The following is a 17,378-nucleotide window of genomic DNA, read 5'->3' on the forward strand; positions in this document are numbered from 1 at the left end:
GACGGCGGGCGGAAGCACGACCACCCGGAGGGCTGCCTACGCTGGTTCACGTGTACCGCTTCCTCGTCACTCCGCGCTGGGTCGGGCTCCACCTGCTCGTGCTCGCGCTGATTCCGGCCTTCTTCTTCCTCGGGAAATGGCAGTACGGGAGGTTCGAGGAGCGGTCGGCGCAGAGCACCCGGATCACCGCCAACCTGAAGGAGCCGGCGGTGCCGATCGAACGCCTCGACACCGTCGGCGGGACCGTCCCCCAGACGATGCGATACCGGCCGGTCACCGTCACCGGACGCTACGACCCCGCGCACGAGGTCGTCGTACGGCGACGCACACAGAACAGCAGGGTGGGGTTCTACGTGGTGACCCCGCTCGTCACGGCCCGGGGCGCGGTGCTGGTGAACCGCGGCTGGGTGCCGCCCGGCGCGACCCCCGACGCGCACCCGCCGGTCCCCGCGCCGCCCGGCGGCGACGTGACGGTCACCGGCCGCCTGCGGCCCGCCGAGTCGGCGGAGAGCACCGGCATCAGACTCCGGGACGGCCTGCCCCCCGGCCAGGTGCTGCTGATCGACACCGCGGAGATCGGCAAGGGCCTGCCGTACGGGCTCTTCGGGGGGTTCGTGGAGCTGACCGAACAGGAGCCGCAGGCCGTGGAGACGCCCGACCCGGTGCCCGTGCCCGATGTGGGCGGTGGCGGCGGCCTCAACCTGGCCTACGCCGTACAGTGGTGGATCTTCATCGGGGTGGCGGTCGGCGGCTGGGCGCTGCTCATCCGCCGAGAGGCCCGTGACCTGCGGGCCATGGGGTCGGACAGCCCGGCAAAAGCCTCAGTTTAGGGGTTCTACCGGCCGTTGGCATCGCGTGGTGAGCGAACGGATACCAACCGGAGACCTCGCAGCTTGTTCGGTGTGACCCCTTGGCCGTACGGTTACCAGTGTGACGACGCCGCTGCATCCCGACCCAGAGCCGAGGCGGCGGGACTACGTGATCATATCGGTCGACGATCACTTGATCGAGCCGGCCGATCTATTCGACGACCGCCTGCCCGAGAAGTACAAGGACCACGCGCCCAAGGTCGTGGAGACCGAGGCGGGCCATCAGGTATGGCGCTACGGCGGGGCCACCTACCCGTGTGCCGGACTGGACGTGGGCGCCGGCCTGCCCAAGGAGCAGTGGACGCTCGACCCGGTCCGCTTCGAGGAGATGCGGCCCGGCTGCCACGACATCGAGGCCAGGATCGCCGACATGGACCGCGCCGGGACCTGGGCGGCCCTGTGTTTCCCCGGCATGCTGGCCAACCAGGCGGGCGTGCTGTTCGCCAGGACCCGTGACCAGGACCTCGGCCTCGCCCTGGTCCGGGCCTGGAACGACTGGCACGTCGACGTGTGGGCGGGCACCTATCCCGAGCGCATGATCGCGCTGCAGATCCCCTGGCTGCGCGACCCCGACGTCGCGGCCAAGGAGATCAGGGCCAACGCCTCACGCGGTTTCAAGGCCGTGGTCTTCCCCGAGTTCCCGACGAGACTGCGTCTGCCGTCCATCCACAGCCGCCACTGGGATCCGTTCTTCGCCGCCTGCGAGGAGACCGGCACGGTCGTCTGCCTGCATACGGGCGCTTCCTCGTGGGCCCCGGTGCCGTCGCCGGACACTCCGATCGAGGCGATAACGACGCTGATCCCGGCGAGCGCGATGTTCGCGTGCGCCGACTGGCTGTGGTCGGGGGTCGCACTGCGCTTCCCCGCGCTGCGCATCCTGATCGTCGAGGGCGGCGTTGGCTGGCTGCCGATGCTGGCCGAGCGCGCCGACTACGCGCTCGATCACCTGGTGGGCGGCGAGTCCCACTGGGACGGCGGCCTCAAGCCGAGCGAGGTGCTGCGGCGGAACTTCTACTTCGGCACCCTGGACGACAGCGCGCTCAGTGCCGTACGGATGGCCGTCGGCATGGAGCACGTGCTGCTGGAGAGCGGATATCCGCGTGCCGAGTCCACCTGGCCGGACACCCAGCGCACGGTGGCACGCAACCTCGGCAGCCTGCCGCCCGCCGACATCGCCCGGGTCGCGTACGGCAACGCCGCCCGCCTGTTCGGACATCCGCTGCCGTCGCGTGCCTGGCTGCGCATGGAGCAGCTCTAGCCGGGTCGGTTCGCATGGGGTGGGGGCGGGTCCTGCCGCTCCCACTCCACGTACCGGCCGCTCTCGCCGAGCAGAGCCGTCGTCAGCCAGAGGAACACCCCGAAATCGTCCACGACGCCGATCCCGAGCAGGAGCTCGGGGACGACGTCGATCGGCGAGATGATGTACGCCAGGGCCGCGCCGAACATCGCCACCTTGCCCCTGGTGAGGCCGTGGTAGTCACCCCGCAGCGCGGCGCGCAGCATCCGGGGCATCGCCTTGATCCGGCTGCCGACGCCGGGCGAACCGGGCTGGGACACCTCACGGTACGCACGCCACGTCGCCGCCGCCCGTCCCCCTTTGGCCGCCTTCGCCATGAGCACACCTCCACCGGTAACGTGCCCTCTTTGCCCTCCCGTTAACGTACGGCGGGTTCCCGCCGGTTCCGCTCAAGCGGCGATCTCCAGTTGGGCGCCGATCCGGATCAGCAGGTCCTCACGCCCCGCGGCGGCCACGAACTGGACGCCGACCGGCAGGCCGGTGGCCGTACGACCGGCGGGAAGCGAGATCGCGGGCTGACCGGTGGAGTTGAACGGCGCGGTGAAGGCCGCGCCGATCCCGGCTCGCTCCAGCGCCAGATAGACGTCGTCGTCGGAGATCCAGCCGAGCGGAAAGGGGGCGACGGCGAGCGTCGGCGTGAGCAACAGGTCGAACCCCGATGCCGCCGAATCTGGTGCAGTGGGATGCGGGGCCGTGGGATGGCCGGTCCACCAGTATGCCATCCGCCGGCGGTACCCGTTGAGCATGCCCAGCGCGGCCAGGTAGTCGGTGGCGGACATGCTCCGGCCGGCCTCGGCCACCAGCCGGTTGCGCGGCTCCAGCTCCGCCGACTCCACCGGCCTGCCCCGCAGCGCGGCGATGGTCTCCAGCTCGGCGGCCACGTTCGCGCTGATGATCGCGCTGTGGTATATGGGGAAATCCGGATCGGCCAGGGCCTCGGGGTAAGCCGGCACGACCTCGTGTCCGAGCGATTCCAGCAGAGCCGCCGTCCTCGTCACGGCGGCGGTCGCCTCGGCGTCCTCCGGAACCTCGCCGCGCGGATGGACGGTGACGAAACCGATGCGCAGCCGCCCGGGGTCCGCGCCGACCTCCTCGGCCAGGGGCCGCCGCCACGCCGGCGCGGTGTACGGGTCGCCCGGCATCGGCTCCGAGAGCAGGTCGAGCAGCGCCGCGGTGTCCCGCATGGTCCTGGTCAGCACGCCGGTGGTCGAGAGCCCGCCCCACGACTCGGCCAGCGAGGGCCCGACGCTGCCCCGCCCCCGGGTCGGCTTCAGCCCGACCAGGCCGCACATGCTCGCCGGGATGCGGATCGATCCGCCGCCGTCGCTCGCCGTCGCCACCGGAACCATCCCGGCCGCCACCGCCGCGGCCGAGCCACCGCTGGAACCGCCGGCGGAATAGTCCGGGTGGTACGGGTTCCTGGTCGGTCCGTACGCCAACGGCTCAGTCGTGATCGTCGTCGCCAGCTCGGGGACGTTGGTCCGGCCCAGGATCACGAACCCGGCGCGGCGCAGCAGCGAGGTGCCGTGGAAGTCGTGGTCGGCCACCACACCGTCGAGGATCTTCGATCCCGCCCCGCAGGGATCTCCGGCCGACTCCCAGCCGATGTCCTTGAGCAGGACCGGCACACCCCGGAAGGGCGCGTTCTCGGGGATGTCGTCGATCTCGGCGAGGGCCCGCTCGAACCGCCGGTGGACCACCGCGTTGAGCTCGCCGTCGAGGGCCTCGATGCGGGCGATCGCCGCCAAGGCCGGCTCGCTGGGGGAGACGACCCCGTTCCGTACGGCCTCCGCCTGGCCGACCGCATCCAGCGACAGCAACTCGTCCAAGTCCACCACGCCGTCCTTTCCGAGGGGGTCCTTCATGAGGGCGGGCCGCGAAATCCAGCAATTGGTCCCGGCGAATCGGAAACCGGGCTCGTTGGCCGGACCCTGGTGAATTCAAAGCCCAGGAATCGGATCAGACCCGACTGAACTCGCCATACGGCGTGAACTACGGCGATCCGTCCGCCGCAGGATACCGGACGGTCACGGACCCTCCAGATGATCGCTATGCGGCGGCAAATTCCACCGTCCGGCAGGAATGACCGATCACCGACCGTGGGATTGATCACCCTGTCACGATCCCCGAGCTGCTCCCCCTCAAAGAAGGACAAGGAATGATCCACCGGGGAACACATGCATTCGCACCCATCGTGGTGGGGGCGGACCTGGATGACCGCCGTCGTCCTGGTCGCCCTGCCCATGCAGAAGGACATATCGAACCACCTGCCGGGAGCCGCCGCTCCGCCGCCGGTGACACGGCAGATCACGGTGACGCACGAGATTCCGACGGCATCCGAGATTCCCATGGCACACGAGATCGCCGTGGCGCAGGAGATCGCCGTGGCGCAGGAGATCCTGGCCGCGGCCGAGATTCCGGTGGCGGCGGCCGAGCCGGCGCCGGACGAACCGATATCCGAAGACGCCGAAGTCGAGGAGACCGGAGTGGAGGAGACCGAGGTGGACGCGACGGAACCGGATGCCGCGGTAGAGGTGACGCTGGAGCTCCCAACGGTGGGGATCCCCCTGGCCGGCACATTCACCGCCAAGGTCATCACCTGGGACACCTCGGCCGCCGCCATGAGACTGAACCAGCAGGATGCCGCGCGACATGTGGCCGAGGCCGGGCTGAAGTGGACGTCCACCGGACGCTGCACCGACCGGCGCAAGTCATCGTGCACGTCGCTGGACTCCATCAGGTACGGCACGCTCATGCGGCTGATCGACCTCAGACGCGCCAGCGGCTGCGAGATCACGATCACGGGCGGTACCGAGACCGGCCACGCCGACGGACGCTACAGCCACGAAAACGGCTACAAGGTCGACATCGCCCACAACAAGTGCATCGATGCCTATGTCAGGGGGAAATTCCGTCGGCTGAAAAGCCGGGGCGACGGCTCGACACTCTACCGTCCGCCCTCCAATTCGGCGATGTCCTCAGCCTCGGCCGTCTACGCCGATGAGCGCACCCACTGGGACATCCTCTTCCTCTGACCCCCCAAACCCCCACCCGATTCGCACACCCAGCACCCCCACCTCCACCCCCTCCCGTGATCTTGCGATAACTCGCACGGTGGCCGTACAGGCTGGGCGAACACACGTCGTGATCTTGCAGTTTCTCGCAAGGGGTCTGCCCTACCAGGGAAAACACCATCCGTGATCTTGCACTCGACATCGACGGCAGAGTGCAAGATCACGAAGGGCGTAACCGCAGGTCAGCACCCATCCCTGCAATCATCTGCAAGATCACGCAAAGGAGAAGGCCTGGTCAGGGCCCCATCCTGCGAGAATTCGCAAGATCACGGGGATGGGGTGGAAAGGATGGGGTGGCGGGGATGGGTGGTCAGGCGAACTCGGCGGCGATCAGTTCGGCGATCTCCGCGGCGTTGAGGGCCGCGCCCTTGCGCAGGTTGTCGCCGCAGACGAAGAGGTCGAGCGTGTTCGGGAAGTCAAGCGCCTGACGTATCCGCCCGACGTAGGTGGGATCGGTGCCCACGACGTCGATCGGCATCGGGTAGACGCCGCTGCCCGGGTCGTCCATGAGGATCACCGTCGGCGCCGCCTCCAGGACGCGGTGCGCGTCCGCCACCGTGATCTCCCGCTCGAAGGTCGCGTGTACGGTCAGCGAGTGGGTGGTCACGACCGGGACACGGACACAGGTCGCCGAGACCTTGAGGTCCGGAATGCCGAGGATCTTACGCGACTCGTTGCGGAGCTTGAGCTCCTCCGACGCCCAGCCGTCGTCCTTGAGCGAGCCGGCCCACGGCACGACGTTGAACGCGATCGGCGCGGGGAACGGCGACTCGACGTCGCCGAGCTTGTTCTGGATGACCTTGCGCACGTCTCCGGCCGCCTGGCCGACACTCCGGTCACCCGCCAGCGCCTCGACCTCGTCGTACAGCCGTGCCGGACCGGCCACGCCGGCGCCCGAGACGGCCTGGTAGGAGGCCACGACCAGCTCGCGCAGGCCGTACTCCTCGTGCAGGGCGCCCATGGCGGCCATCATCGACAGCGTGGTGCAGTTCGGCGTCGCGATGATGCCGAGGGGCCGGTCGCGTGCGTCGCCGGGGTTGACCTCCGGTACGACCAGCGGCACCTCGGGGTTCATCCGGAACGTGCCCGACTTGTCGATCACGATCGCACCGCGCCCGGCGGCGATCGGCACCCATTCTGCGGACACCTCGTCGGGGACGTCGAAGATGGCGATGTCGACGCCGTCGAACACCTCGGCGGCCAGCGCCTGGACGACCACGTCCTCGCCGCGTACCGGCAGGACCTTTCCGGCCGAGCGGGCGGAGGCGACCAGGCGGATCTCGCCGTAGACGTCCTCGCGGCCACTGATGATCTCGCGCATCACGGTGCCGACGGCACCGGTCGCGCCGACGAGAGCGAGGGTGGGCTTACGACTCATCGTCCGGTACCTCCGTACACAACCGCCTCGACCTGGTCGGCGTCGAGGTCGAACGCCCGGTGCGCGGCGGCGACGGCGGTGTCCACGTCGTCCAGGTCCACGATCACCGAGATGCGGATCTCCGAGGTGGAGATCATTTCGATGTTCACGCCGGCGTCGGCCAGCGCGCCGAAGAACTTCGCCGTGACGCCGGGGTGCGACCGCATCCCCGCCCCGATCAGGGAGACCTTGCCGATCTGGTCGTCGTACAGCAGCGACTCGAAGGCCACCTGGCTCTGAATCTTCTTCAGCGCGGTGAGCGCCGCCTGGCTGTCGCCACCCGGGAGCGTGAACGAGATGTCCGTACGGCTGGTCGTCGCGGCCGACACGTTCTGCACGATCATGTCGATGTTGACGTCGGCGTCGGCCATGGTTCTGAAGATGGCGGCAGCCTCGCCGACCTTGTCGGGCACCCCGACCACAGTGATCTTGGCCTCGCTCCGGTCGTGGGCGACTCCGGAGATGATGGGCTGCTCCATCTGGGTTCCTTCGGTATTGGGATCGGACACGACCCACGTGCCTTGCCTGGTGCTGAACGAGCTTCTGACGTGGATCGGCAGACGGAACCTACGGGCGTACTCCACGCAGCGCAAATGGAGGATCTTGGCCCCGCACGCGGCCATCTCCATCGCCTCATCGTAGGAGATGCGAGGGATCTGCTGTGCCGTCGGCACGATGCGGGGATCGGCGGTGAATATGCCGTCCACATCGGTGTAGATCTCGCAGACGTCCGCCTTGAGCGCGGCGGCGAGTGCGACGGCCGTGGTGTCGGATCCTCCCCGACCCAGCGTCGTTATGTCCTTGGTGTTCTGGGAGACGCCCTGGAAACCCGCCACGATCGCGATCTGTCCGGCGTCCAGCGCCTCGCGAATGCGGCCGGGCGTCACATCGATGATGCGTGCCTTGCCATGGGTGGAGTCGGTGATGACCCCGGCCTGGGAACCGGTGAAGCTGTGCGCCTCGTGACCCAGGTTGGCGATGGCCATCGCGAGCAGCGCCATCGAGATGCGTTCGCCGGCGGTCAGCAGCATGTCCAGCTCACGCCCCGGGGGCAGCGGCGACACCTGCTGAGCCAGCTCCAGCAGTTCATCGGTGGTGTCGCCCATAGCGGACACGACCACCACGACCTCGTTGCCGGCTTTTTTCGTCGTGACGATCCGCTGGGCGACCCGCTTGATGCAGGCCGCGTCCGCCACCGACGAACCACCGTACTTCTGGACAACGAGGGCCACTGGAATCTCCAACGAATCAGGACGTGGAGCTCACAGTGTACTTGGGACGCCTTCCGGCGGGCCGGGGCAGACCAGCATATGGACGTCGGAACGGCCGCGCCGCACGGACCGGACGGAGACCGCGGGCGGATCAGCCGTGCTCAGACGATCGTGCTCTCCTCGACCACGTCGAGACGGGTGTGCGCCACGAGCGCGTGCAGGGCGCGCAACGCGGCTCCCGCGTGGTTTCCCCAGGTGTTGAAGTATGAGTACTGCCACCACCAGAGCGCCTCCAGCGGACGCCCGGCCCGGTAATGCCGCAGTCCGTGGATGAGGTCGACAGCCACCGCCGTGAGATCGTCCGACAGCCGGTACGGCGTGACCGCCGTGTCCTTGTACGGATCGAACACCTCGGCGTAGTCGTCCACCGGGCCCAGTCGTACGGCGAGAGTCGTACGCAGAGGATCTATGTCGGGGTCATCCCCCAACGGCGGCTCGAAGTTGCCCTGCAGGATCACGTCCTGTACGGCCCCGAGCTGGGTGCCCGCGAGACTGACCTGGGCCACCTCCATCAGCAGCAGCGGCAGGATCGCGTCGCCGCCCTCGCCGCCCGCGAGGCGGGTCAGGCCGTCGATGTAGTTCTGCGCATGCCCGGCGACGCGTGCGGCCAGACCGTTCCACTCGTCAGACATCCAGCAGCCTCCGTCCTTCGAAAGCGCGGCCCAACGTGACCTCGTCGGCGTACTCGAGGTCACCGCCCACCGGCAGGCCGCTGGCCAGTCGTGTCACTTTCAACCCCATGGGCTTGACGAGCCTGGCCAGATAGGTGGCCGTCGCCTCGCCCTCGAGATTCGGATCGGTCGCGAGGATCAGCTCCGTCACCTGGCCGTCGGCCAGCCGTGTCATCAACTCGCGGATCTTGAGGTCGTCCGGGCCGATGCCGTCGATCGGGCTGATCGCGCCGCCGAGCACGTGGTAGCGGCCACGGAACTCGCGGGTCTTCTCGATCGCCACGACGTCCTTCGACTCCTCGACCACGCAGATCACCTGCGGGTCGCGCCGGGGATCCCGGCAGATCCGGCATTCCTCCTCCGCCGCGACGTTGCCGCAGACCCGGCAGAAGCGCACCTTCTCCTTGACCTCGAGCAGCGCGTGCGCCAGTCGCCGCACGTCCACCGGGTCGGCGGCGAGCACGTGGAACGCGATGCGCTGCGCGCTCTTGGGACCGACGCCGGGCAGCAGCCCCAACTCGTCGATCAGGTTCTGGACGACCCCCTCGTACATGGCTTAGAACCCCGGCAGCTGGCCGAGACCGCCTCCGAGTCCCTGCGCGAGCGGACCGAGCTTCTCCTGCTGCATCTCGGCCGCGGCGCGCACGGCGTCCCGGACCGCGGCCAGGACGAGGTCGGCGATGGTCTCCGCGGTCTCCTGCGGGTCGTCGGCGTCGATCACCGACGGACTGATCTCGAGTTCGAGCAGCTCGCCGCTACCGTTCACGGTCGCGACGACGAGCCCGCCCCCGGCGCTTCCCTCGATCTCGGCATCGCTGAGCTCCTGCTGCGCGGTGACGAGCTGCTGCTGCATCAGCTGAGCCTGCTCCAGCAGCTGCTGAAGATTGACATCTCCTGGATTCACGATCGTGTGCTCCTCAGCGTCCAGCGACATGTTCGTCGCGATGAGCCTACGGTGTCCGCCGCCGTTCCGACACCGGCGTGCGCACGTGTCCCCGCCGATCGGATCCCGTACGGCACGGCGCCTGCCTGCGATCATGAATACGTGGAGGAGCCGCGCCGGGAGAGACCCTCTATGCCCGCTTCGCGCTGTTCCGCCGACCGCCGGTTCAGGAGTGGTCGATCTCCTCGATGATCTGACCGCCGAGCTCCCGCTGTACAAGGGCCAGACCGGTCAGATCGCTCACGTCGGCGTCGGCGTCGTTGAGCGGGTCGACGTCGTCGAGATCGGAGCCGGCGCCGGTCCTGCCCCGGCGGGGGACGGCGTCCGGCCAGGCCTGGCGCGACCGGCTCTGGGTTGCGGCCCTGACCGCCGACCTCGCCGCCGAAGCCGCTCCTGCGGGCGTCTCCGATCCGTGGAAGTCGTCCGACGGCTCGTCCGGCCAGCTCTCATCGGTGGTGCGGGTGTCGCCGCCGGTACGGGAGACGTCGGTCGCGCGCGCGTCCTGACCCCGGCCCGCGACTTCGGACGCCCTCTCCTGGCCACGACCCTGTGCACCGGCCGTCGCCGCGGACGGCCGGGCCGCGCCGGCGGCGCCCGGGGCCGGAGCCGCGGACGACCGGGCGGGGCCGCCGCCCCCCTGTGGCCGCTGACCCGGCGAAGCGGCGGGACGCGAGGCCGGGCCGCGCGAGGCGTGGCCCGCTGGTCCGGCGCCGCCGACCACCACGTCGACCCGCCAGTTTCCGCCGAGCACGTCGCCCAGGGCCGCCGCGACCACCTCGTCTCTTTTGCCCTTGAGGAAGCCCTGGACGTCGCCGGGCTTTTCGAATCCGACGGTCACGAGGTCGCCCTCGACGCCGAGCAGCCGGCCCTGGGCATTGATGATCATCCAAGCCACCCGCTGCCGGTTCTTGATCGCTTCGAGAACCTGCGGCCATACCTGCTGCACCGCTCCATGCTGTCCGCCGTGCTGCGCCGCGGGCTGTCCGCCGTGCTGCTCCGGCCGCGCGTTTCCGCCGGGCGGAGCCGTACGGGCGTCGACGGCCTGAGCACCACCACCCGGCCGTACGGGCGTGGGCCAGTCGTCCGCGGCGGGGGCGGGAGCCGTACGAGCCGCAGGCGGCTGGGCGGCGGGTGGCTGGGCGGCGGGTGGCGGCGGTGCCGCGACCGGCGCGGGATCCGGCGCCGGGGCCGGCTGCCGCGGAGCGGCGACGGGCGGGCGAGCAGCGGCGGGAGGAACGGAGGCGGGCGAACCGGCGGAGGGACCGGCGACGGGGGCGGCGAGCGCGCCGCGCTCCAGCCGTTCGAGCCGGGCCAGCAGCGCCATCTCGCCCTGATCTGCGGCGGGCAGCAGCACGCGGGCGCACATCAACTCGAGCAGCAGGCGGGGAGAGGTGGCCCCGCGCATCTCGGTCAGCCCGGCGTTGAACACCTCGGCCGCCCGGGTCAGCTCGGCCGGTCCCATGGAGGCTGCCTGCTCCTGCAGGCGCTCAAGCTCGTCCGCCGGGCGGTCGAACAGCCCACTGGACGCCGCCTCGGGCACGTTCGCCAGGATCACCAGATCGCGGAGACGCTCCAGCAGGTCGGCGGCGAAGCGGCGGGGGTCGTGGCCGCCCTCGATCACCCGGTTGACCGCGTTGAACACCTGTGCGCCGTCGCGCCGGGCGAACGCGCCGATCACCTCGTCGAGCAGGTCCCCGTCCGTGTAGCCGAGCAGCGAGACCGCACGCTGATAGGTGATGCCCGCCTCGTCGGCGCCGGCGAGGAGCTGGTCGAGGATCGACAGCGAGTCACGGGCCGACCCCGCGCCCGCGCGGACCACGAGCGGCAGCGCGGCCGGTTCGTACGGCACCGACTCGGACTCGAGGATCTCCTCCATCAGTTGCCGGAGCGTGGCCGGCGGCATGAGCCGGAAGGGATAGTGGTGGGTCCGGGACTTGATCGTCCCGATGACCTTCTCCGGTTCAGTGGTGGCGAAGACGAACTTGAGGTGCGGCGGCGGTTCCTCGACGAGCTTCAGCAGCGCGTTGAAGCCCTCACGGGTGACCATGTGGGCCTCGTCGATGATGTAGATCTTGAAGCGGGCCGAGACCGGAGCGAAGAAGGCCCGCTCACGCAGATCGCGCGCGTCGTCGACGCCACCGTGCGAGGCGGCGTCTATCTCGATCACATCGAGATGGCCCGGCCCGGTGGGCGCGAGGGCGACACACGACTCGCACTCGCCGCAGGGGTCGGGCGTCGGCCCCTTCTCGCAGTTGAGCGAGCGGGCGAGAATGCGGGCGCTGGAGGTCTTACCGCAACCGCGCGGACCGCTGAACAGGTAGGCGTGGTTGACCCGTCCGCTGAGCAGCGCCTGGCGCAGCGGTTCCGTGACGTGCTCCTGCCCCTTGACCTCGGCGAACGTCCCGGGTCTGTACTTGCGGTACAGCGCAAGACTCATGCCGTCTCCTCGGGGGGTAGACCCGGCGGGCGGTTCCGCTAACTGAAGAACCCCTCGCACACCCGCCAGAGCCCGCTTATCCTTGCTGCCTTCCGGCCCTGGGGAGGTTCACAGGATGACGCCGCGCGAGGGGTCCAGGGACAGTCTAACCACTTCGCGGGGATGCGCAGACCGGGAAACCCGTGCTCCCGTGCCGGTCATCGCACACTGGAAAGTCCGCTAAGCTGTGCGACGGAGGATTCGCCTAGTTGGCCTAGGGCGCACGCTTGGAAAGCGTGTTGGGGGCAACCCCTCGCGAGTTCGAATCTCGCATCCTCCGCGCTTGGTTGAGCAGCAAGAACGCGTTGGGCCCGGACAGATCCAGCCGGGCCCTTCGTCGTTCTCCGTCCCCCCGGGTCGCCCCCCTCACCTCGCCGGGCGCCGGCAGCTTAGACGGACACCAGGTGGACGTGGTCACCGCAGAGCTTGGTCATGTCGTCGACGTCCGAGGTGAGCATCGCGACCGGACGGCGTTGCCGTACCGCCATCTCGGCGACGGCGGCGTCGATCGCATACTTGTGACCGTGTAGACCCGCGTCTATCAGCATGGCGGACGCGGCCTTCGCCTCCTCCTCGCCCACCCGTTCGATCCGTAGGCCGGACAGGAGCCACTTCAGCCTGGCGCCGTCCGTACGGCGGTGCGCGGCCTCGATGATGGTCAGCGCACTGGTCACCACCTCCATGCCCCTTCTGCGTGCCTCAGCGATCATCGCCACCACGGAGGCGTCGTCGTCGACGATCTTGGCGAGGCCCTCGCAGTCGAGGACGAGTGTGCCCTCGTGGCTCAGCTTCCTGCGGGCCACTCTCCCTCCTCGGCGAACACCTCGTCGAAGATCTGACGTGCCCTGTGCTGCGCCTCCGCCGGGATCGACCCGTGCCGCCGCTCGTAGTCGGCCAGGTATTCGTCCAGGATCAGACCGCGCAGTTCCCGTTCCACCGCGGAGGTGATGAAGGCCGAGAACTCGCGTTTGCCCACGCGACGGCGGATCGCCTCGGCCGTGCCCTCCGGCAGCGAGAGGCTCACCCTGGTCGCCGGCCCCTCGCCGATGTCGTACTCGTTGAGCATCGCTGTCATGAGGAGAGATTATCAAACAAGTAGGAATCGGAGCAGGCGTTCGGCGGGTCAGATCCAGCTCTGGAAGAACATCCGGCTGAACCATTGATCGACCGGCAGGGGCTCAAGGGTGAGGATGGGCGAAATCCACCAGAAGTTCACCAGCGCCAGCAGCGTGAAAGCGCCCACCAGGGTGACACCGACCGTACGCCGCTCCTGGGAGGCCCCGGCCGTACCCATGATCAGCCCGCAGCACAGAACGATGGCCAAGATCATGAAGGGCAGCATCGGGAGCGCGTAGAACAGGTACATCGTGCGCTGGTCGGCGATCGCGTAGTAGAACCACGGCAGCCAACCGGCGCCGTACGCCAGAAGCAGGGCGCCGGCCCGCCAGTCGCGCGCGGCGAAATACCAGATCATCATGGCGACGAGCGCGGGCAGCGCCGCGTACCAGATGAGGGGCGTGCCTGCGCCCACGATCGACGCGCGGCAGGTCTCCGCGCCGCATCCGCCGGCGGTCTCCCGGTAGAAGAACGCCACCGGGCGCAGCAGCAGCGGCCATGTCCAGGGGTCGGACTGGTAGTCGTGGTGGGTGGTCAGGCCGGTGTGGGAGCCGAGCACCTGCAGCTGGTAGGACATCAGCGAGCGCAGCGACTCGATGAGAAAGGACCGCCCGGGCGCCGTCGCCCCATCCCAGTCGCGGCCCCAGCCGGCGGCCGTGGCCAGCCAGCCGGCGAACGACGCGACGTAGACGATGATCGGTGCGATTCCCATCCAGGCGGCCCCGAGCGGCAGATCACGCCTCGCCGTCTCGACGTAGGGGCGGCGTACGCCCACCGCGCGGCGGGCACCGGCGTCCCAGGCGAGCGTCATGATCCCGAAGGCGACGATGAAGAACAGGCCGGTCCACTTCGTCGCCAGCGCAGCGCCCAGGCAGAGGCCGGCGGCGAGGCGCCACGGACGCGGACCGAGCCGTGGTCCCGGCCCCCGCCCCGGGGACGCGGGGGTCGCGGAGGCCGTCGCGTGCCAGTCGGCCAGCCGGGCCCTCGCCCTGTCCCGGTCCACCACCAGGCAGGCGAACCCGGCGAGCACCCAGAACATCAGGAAGATGTCCAGCAGTGCCGTACGGGAGAGCACGAAGTGCAGGCCGTCGAGGGCGAGCAGGAGACCCGCGAGGCAGCCGAGCAGCGTCGAGCGGGTCATCCGGCGGGCCGTACGGGCGAGGACGAGCACCGAGACGGTGCCGGCGAGCGCGGGCATGAACCGCCAGCCGAACGGGGTCAGACCGAACAGCCATTCCCCCACGCCGATCATCCAGTTGCCGAGCGGCGGGTGCATCGCGTAGGTCGCGCAGTCCTGGACGGTGTCGCAGACCTTGAACAGTCGCTCACCGCCGCGCAGCATCAGCTCGTCGGCGTTGTCGACGAACTGCCGCTCGACGCCGTACCTGATCAGCGAGAAGGCGTGCTTGGCGTAGTAGGTCTCGTCGAATACCACCGCGCGCGGCGTGCCGAGGTCATAGAAGCGCAGAATTCCCCCGAACAGCGCCACGACCAGGGAGCCGACCCATCCCCACAGGGGATCGCCCGGCATCGGCGGGAGCAGCCTGTCACGGACAGAAAGCGAAGCGGCGTGCGGCTCCCGCGTCGCCGGAGGGGGGAGAAGCGACACTCCCGCATACTACGCATGAGGGACATGATGACGACTGGCCTCGCCGATTCCGGGCAGGGCAGAATGGCGACGACATTCGATCACGCAAGACATCGTCCCAGCAGCGGGAGCGTTCGAAGTGGATTTCGACGACCGGGCGCGGCTCGACGCCTCGCAGGTGGAGGACGTCGGTGGCGGATCCAGACGCGGCGGCCTGGCCCTCGGCGGCGGCGCCGCCGGCATCATCGTGCTCATCCTCGCCCTGATCTTCGGCGTCAATCCGGCCGAGATCCTCAGCGGCGAGGAAGGACAGCCGGCCGGGCTGCAACCGGGCACCGACCTGAGCCTGCAGTGCAGAACCGGCGCGGACGCCGACCAGTCCGAGAAATGCCGGGTCGTCGGGGTGGTCAACAGCATCCAGAAGTACTGGGAGGGCCAGATCTCCGACTACCGGACCGCCAAGACCACGCTGTTCTCCGGCGGCGTCGACACCGGCTGCGGTTACGCGGACTCCTCGGTCGGCCCCTTCTACTGCCCGGCCGACAGGCACGTCTATCTCGACCTGTCCTTCTTCGACGAGCTGCACTCCCAGTTCGGCGCCGAGGGCGGCCCGTTCGCCCAGGCGTACGTGATCGGGCACGAGTACGGACACCACGTGCAGAACCTCCTCGGCACGATGGACCTGGCCGGCCGGGGTTCCGGCGCCGAGAGCGGCTCCGTACGGCTGGAGCTTCAGGCGGACTGCTACGCGGGCGTCTGGGCCGACAACGCCGTGAGCACCGGTCTCTACGCCCAGAGGTTCACCGACGCCGACATCCGGCAGGCGCTCGACGCGGCGGCCGCCGTGGGCGACGACCGCATCCAGAAGCGGGCACGCGGCCGGGTCGACCCGGAGGCGTTCACGCACGGCACGTCGGCGCAGCGGATGAAGTGGTTCAAACGGGGCTACCAATCCGGCGACCCGTCCCGCTGCGACACCTTCTCCGGGAGCATCTGACCCGGGCGGGAGCGCGGCCGTACGACCGGCTTCCCCATCACGGACGGCGAACTCCTCACCCGGCGGACGCCGTCCTCTCCTAAACTACATACCGTGATCTTTAAAATGATCGGTGAAGGCCGTCCCTATCCGGACCACGGCCTGTCGCACCGTGAGTGGGCGCGGATCCCGCCCCGCCAGATCCGGCTCGACATGCTGGTCACCACCAAGGCGGTGCTGGACCTCAACTCGCTGCTGGCCAAGGACTCGACGTTCTATGGAGACCTCTTCCCGCACGTCGTGCAGTGGCGGGGCGATCTCTACCTCGAGGACGGACTCCATCGCGCCCTGCGGGCGGCCCTCCACCAGCGCTCCGTGCTGCACGCGCGGATCCTCGAACTGGAGAACTGATCCGGCCCACGGCGGTCGGCCCCGGAGCGCTCGAAGCCGGAGCATCGGACCTCGAGTCGAGTGAAACCCCGAAGAAACGAGTGAAACCCCCGAACCCGTGGGTTCGAGGGTTTCCGATGCCCTGGGACATCACACATGGCGGTGGAGGTGGGATTTGAACCCACGGTAGGTTGCCCTACACACGCTTTCGAGGCGTGCGCCCTCGGCCACTAGGCGACTCCACCGCGCAGCAGCTTACCGGACGAATGGCGATGTCCGCGCATCCGTTTTCCATTCATCTTCCGGCGCCCGCCCTCACGGCCGCTCAGCCGCGCCGGGCGGCGAAGAACTCCCCGAGCACGGCGGCGCACTCGCCGGCCAGCACGCCCATGACGACCTCGGGCCGGTGGTTGAGCCGGCGATCCCTGACGACGTCCCACAGCGAGCCCGCCGCGCCGCCCTTCTCGTCGGCCGCGCCGTACACCACGCGATCGACCCGGGCGAGCACGGCGGCGCCCGCGCACATCGTGCAGGGTTCGAGCGTCACCACGAGCGTGCAGCCGGTGAGCCGCCACTCTCCGGTCGCCAGCGCCGCCTCGCGCAGGGCGAGCATCTCGGCGTGAGCCGTGGGGTCGCCGCTTCTCTCACGGTCGTTGCCGGCGACGCACAGAATCTCGCCGCCCGGTCCCAGCACGACGGCGCCCACCGGCACCTCACCGCGCCGCCCGGCTCGTACGGCCTCGGCCAGCGCGAGCCGCATCGCCGGCTCGTAGCGTTCCGCCGGCCCCGCGTTCGGCCCCGCGTTCACCGCAGCCGGTCGAGCTCGTCGGCGAATCCGAGGCGTTCGGCGATGAGGGACAGGATGTCCGCGGGGAGGACGCCCTCCTCCATGCTGAGCTCCAGCAGTTCCTCGGCGCTCAGCGAGAAGTCGGTGAGCAGCTCGAGGTCGCCCACCGGGCGGATGCCGAGGTCGGGCGCGTCCGCGTCGACGGCGACCCCGGCGAGCTCACCGAGAAGTTCGCCGAGGGGGTCGCCCATCGCGGCGTGAGCGTCGGAGATGAACACACGGGGGTCCAAGGCGTCCTCATAGCGGACGATCGCGAACCACTCGTCCTCTACTTCGACGCACAGCAGGATCAGCTCGTCGCCGCTGAGCCTGAGTGTCTCCTGTGCCGCGTCGCCCAGGTCGTCGGCGATCTCGACCTCGCCGAGGTCGACCTCGACGCCGGTCCAGTGACCGCCCATCCTGGCGAAGGCCGCGGAGAAGAGGTTGGATCTCGAGGGCATTGC

The 17,378-nt window shown here is 69.4% G+C and carries 18 protein-coding genes, 2 tRNA genes and 1 other RNA gene; 6 read left to right on the forward strand and 15 right to left on the reverse strand.

Going from position 1 to position 17,378, the window contains the following annotated elements:
• Positions 1-50: 50 nt before the first annotated feature.
• Together ACQP1K_RS28320 and ACQP1K_RS28325 are read left to right on the forward strand one after the other, a co-directional pair.
• Entirely contained in the window at positions 51-830 is a 780-nt protein-coding gene (locus tag ACQP1K_RS28320; RefSeq protein ID WP_433498736.1) for an SURF1 family cytochrome oxidase biogenesis protein, read from the forward strand.
• Positions 831-930: 100 nt separating this feature from the next.
• Entirely contained in the window at positions 931-2,127 is a 1,197-nt protein-coding gene (locus ACQP1K_RS28325; RefSeq protein WP_433498737.1) for an amidohydrolase family protein, read from the forward strand.
• On the opposite strand, the gene ACQP1K_RS28330 is transcribed toward ACQP1K_RS28325, so the two are convergent.
• A complete protein-coding gene (locus ACQP1K_RS28330; protein ID WP_433498738.1) occupies positions 2,124-2,483 on the reverse strand; it encodes a YkvA family protein in 360 nt (119 codons plus the stop codon). The two genes, ACQP1K_RS28325 and ACQP1K_RS28330, sit on opposite strands and share 4 nt — an antisense overlap.
• Positions 2,484-2,555: 72 nt before the next feature.
• The gene (locus ACQP1K_RS28335; protein WP_433498739.1) at positions 2,556-4,031 is read right to left on the reverse strand and encodes an amidase; all 1,476 of its coding nucleotides are present in this window, start codon (positions 4,029-4,031) and stop codon (positions 2,556-2,558) included.
• Between the two features lie 348 nt (positions 4,032-4,379).
• Between ACQP1K_RS28335 and ACQP1K_RS28340 the strand changes: the two genes are divergently transcribed.
• The gene (locus tag ACQP1K_RS28340; protein WP_433498740.1) at positions 4,380-5,201 is read left to right on the forward strand and encodes a hypothetical protein; all 822 of its coding nucleotides are present in this window, start codon (positions 4,380-4,382) and stop codon (positions 5,199-5,201) included.
• Positions 5,202-5,550: 349 nt separating this feature from the next.
• Here ACQP1K_RS28340 and ACQP1K_RS28345 read toward each other — a convergent pair whose 3' ends face one another.
• From ACQP1K_RS28345 to ffs, 7 genes are all read right to left on the reverse strand, one after another.
• A complete protein-coding gene (locus ACQP1K_RS28345) occupies positions 5,551-6,618 on the reverse strand; it encodes an aspartate-semialdehyde dehydrogenase (RefSeq protein ID WP_433498741.1) in 1,068 nt (355 codons plus the stop codon).
• Entirely contained in the window at positions 6,615-7,889 is a 1,275-nt protein-coding gene (locus ACQP1K_RS28350) for an aspartate kinase (RefSeq protein WP_433498742.1), read from the reverse strand. The genes ACQP1K_RS28345 and ACQP1K_RS28350 overlap by 4 nt, the downstream gene beginning before the upstream one ends.
• 140 nt (positions 7,890-8,029) lie before the next feature.
• A complete protein-coding gene (locus tag ACQP1K_RS28355) occupies positions 8,030-8,560 on the reverse strand; it encodes a DUF5063 domain-containing protein (protein ID WP_433498743.1) in 531 nt (176 codons plus the stop codon).
• Complete coding sequence (gene recR, locus ACQP1K_RS28360; RefSeq protein ID WP_433498744.1) at positions 8,553-9,152, reverse strand: recombination mediator RecR; 600 nt, start codon at positions 9,150-9,152, stop codon at positions 8,553-8,555. The genes ACQP1K_RS28355 and recR overlap by 8 nt, the downstream gene beginning before the upstream one ends.
• Before the next feature lie 3 nt (positions 9,153-9,155).
• On the reverse strand, positions 9,156-9,503 hold the full coding sequence (locus ACQP1K_RS28365) for a YbaB/EbfC family nucleoid-associated protein (RefSeq protein WP_433501665.1): 348 nt from the start codon (positions 9,501-9,503) through the stop codon (positions 9,156-9,158).
• A gap of 205 nt (positions 9,504-9,708) precedes the next feature.
• Positions 9,709-11,979 (reverse strand): DNA polymerase III subunit gamma and tau, encoded by a 2,271-nt coding sequence (locus ACQP1K_RS28370; protein ID WP_433498745.1) that lies wholly within the window; start codon positions 11,977-11,979, stop codon positions 9,709-9,711.
• A 43-nt stretch (positions 11,980-12,022) separates the two neighbouring features.
• An RNA gene (ffs, locus tag ACQP1K_RS28375) (signal recognition particle sRNA small type) lies at positions 12,023-12,116 on the reverse strand.
• A gap of 96 nt (positions 12,117-12,212) precedes the next feature.
• Between ffs and ACQP1K_RS28380 the strand changes: the two genes are divergently transcribed.
• Positions 12,213-12,298, forward strand: a tRNA-Ser gene (locus ACQP1K_RS28380).
• A gap of 109 nt (positions 12,299-12,407) precedes the next feature.
• Here the strand turns inward: ACQP1K_RS28380 and ACQP1K_RS28385 are convergent.
• Genes ACQP1K_RS28385 through ACQP1K_RS28395 form a run of 3 tightly spaced genes read right to left on the reverse strand, consistent with a single transcriptional unit; the run spans position 12,408 to position 14,665 of the window.
• Positions 12,408-12,821 (reverse strand): DNA-binding protein, encoded by a 414-nt coding sequence (locus tag ACQP1K_RS28385; RefSeq protein ID WP_433498746.1) that lies wholly within the window; start codon positions 12,819-12,821, stop codon positions 12,408-12,410.
• Positions 12,803-13,093, reverse strand: coding sequence for a hypothetical protein (locus tag ACQP1K_RS28390; RefSeq protein WP_433498747.1), 291 nt, complete (start codon positions 13,091-13,093; stop codon positions 12,803-12,805). The genes ACQP1K_RS28385 and ACQP1K_RS28390 overlap by 19 nt, the downstream gene beginning before the upstream one ends.
• 48 nt (positions 13,094-13,141) lie before the next feature.
• Positions 13,142-14,665 carry a dolichyl-phosphate-mannose--protein mannosyltransferase gene (locus ACQP1K_RS28395; protein ID WP_433501666.1) on the reverse strand — a complete coding sequence of 508 codons (1,524 nt, stop codon included), beginning with the start codon at positions 14,663-14,665 and terminating at the stop codon, positions 13,142-13,144.
• Positions 14,666-14,861: 196 nt separating this feature from the next.
• Here ACQP1K_RS28395 and ypfJ point away from each other — a divergent pair, with 196 nt between their 5' ends.
• Positions 14,862-15,719 (forward strand): KPN_02809 family neutral zinc metallopeptidase, encoded by an 858-nt coding sequence (gene ypfJ, locus ACQP1K_RS28400; protein WP_433498748.1) that lies wholly within the window; start codon positions 14,862-14,864, stop codon positions 15,717-15,719.
• Positions 15,720-15,812: 93 nt separating this feature from the next.
• Complete coding sequence (locus ACQP1K_RS28405; RefSeq protein WP_433498749.1) at positions 15,813-16,109, forward strand: type II toxin-antitoxin system VapB family antitoxin; 297 nt, start codon at positions 15,813-15,815, stop codon at positions 16,107-16,109.
• A gap of 136 nt (positions 16,110-16,245) precedes the next feature.
• Here the strand turns inward: ACQP1K_RS28405 and ACQP1K_RS28410 are convergent.
• The 3 genes from ACQP1K_RS28410 to ACQP1K_RS28420 all read right to left on the reverse strand — a co-directional run bounded on the left by ACQP1K_RS28410 (position 16,246) and on the right by ACQP1K_RS28420 (position 17,375).
• Positions 16,246-16,333: transfer RNA gene (locus ACQP1K_RS28410), tRNA-Ser, on the reverse strand.
• An 80-nt stretch (positions 16,334-16,413) separates the two neighbouring features.
• Positions 16,414-16,848: a tRNA adenosine(34) deaminase TadA gene (gene tadA, locus ACQP1K_RS28415; protein ID WP_433501667.1), complete on the reverse strand. Its 435-nt coding sequence runs from the start codon at positions 16,846-16,848 to the stop codon at positions 16,414-16,416.
• A gap of 44 nt (positions 16,849-16,892) precedes the next feature.
• Positions 16,893-17,375 carry a tRNA adenosine deaminase-associated protein gene (locus ACQP1K_RS28420; protein WP_433498750.1) on the reverse strand — a complete coding sequence of 161 codons (483 nt, stop codon included), beginning with the start codon at positions 17,373-17,375 and terminating at the stop codon, positions 16,893-16,895.
• Positions 17,376-17,378 lie beyond the last annotated feature (3 nt).

Origin of the sequence: Sphaerimonospora sp. CA-214678, assembly GCF_050942215.1 — a bacterium.
Classification (GTDB): Bacteria; Actinomycetota; Actinomycetes; order Streptosporangiales; family Streptosporangiaceae; genus Sphaerimonospora.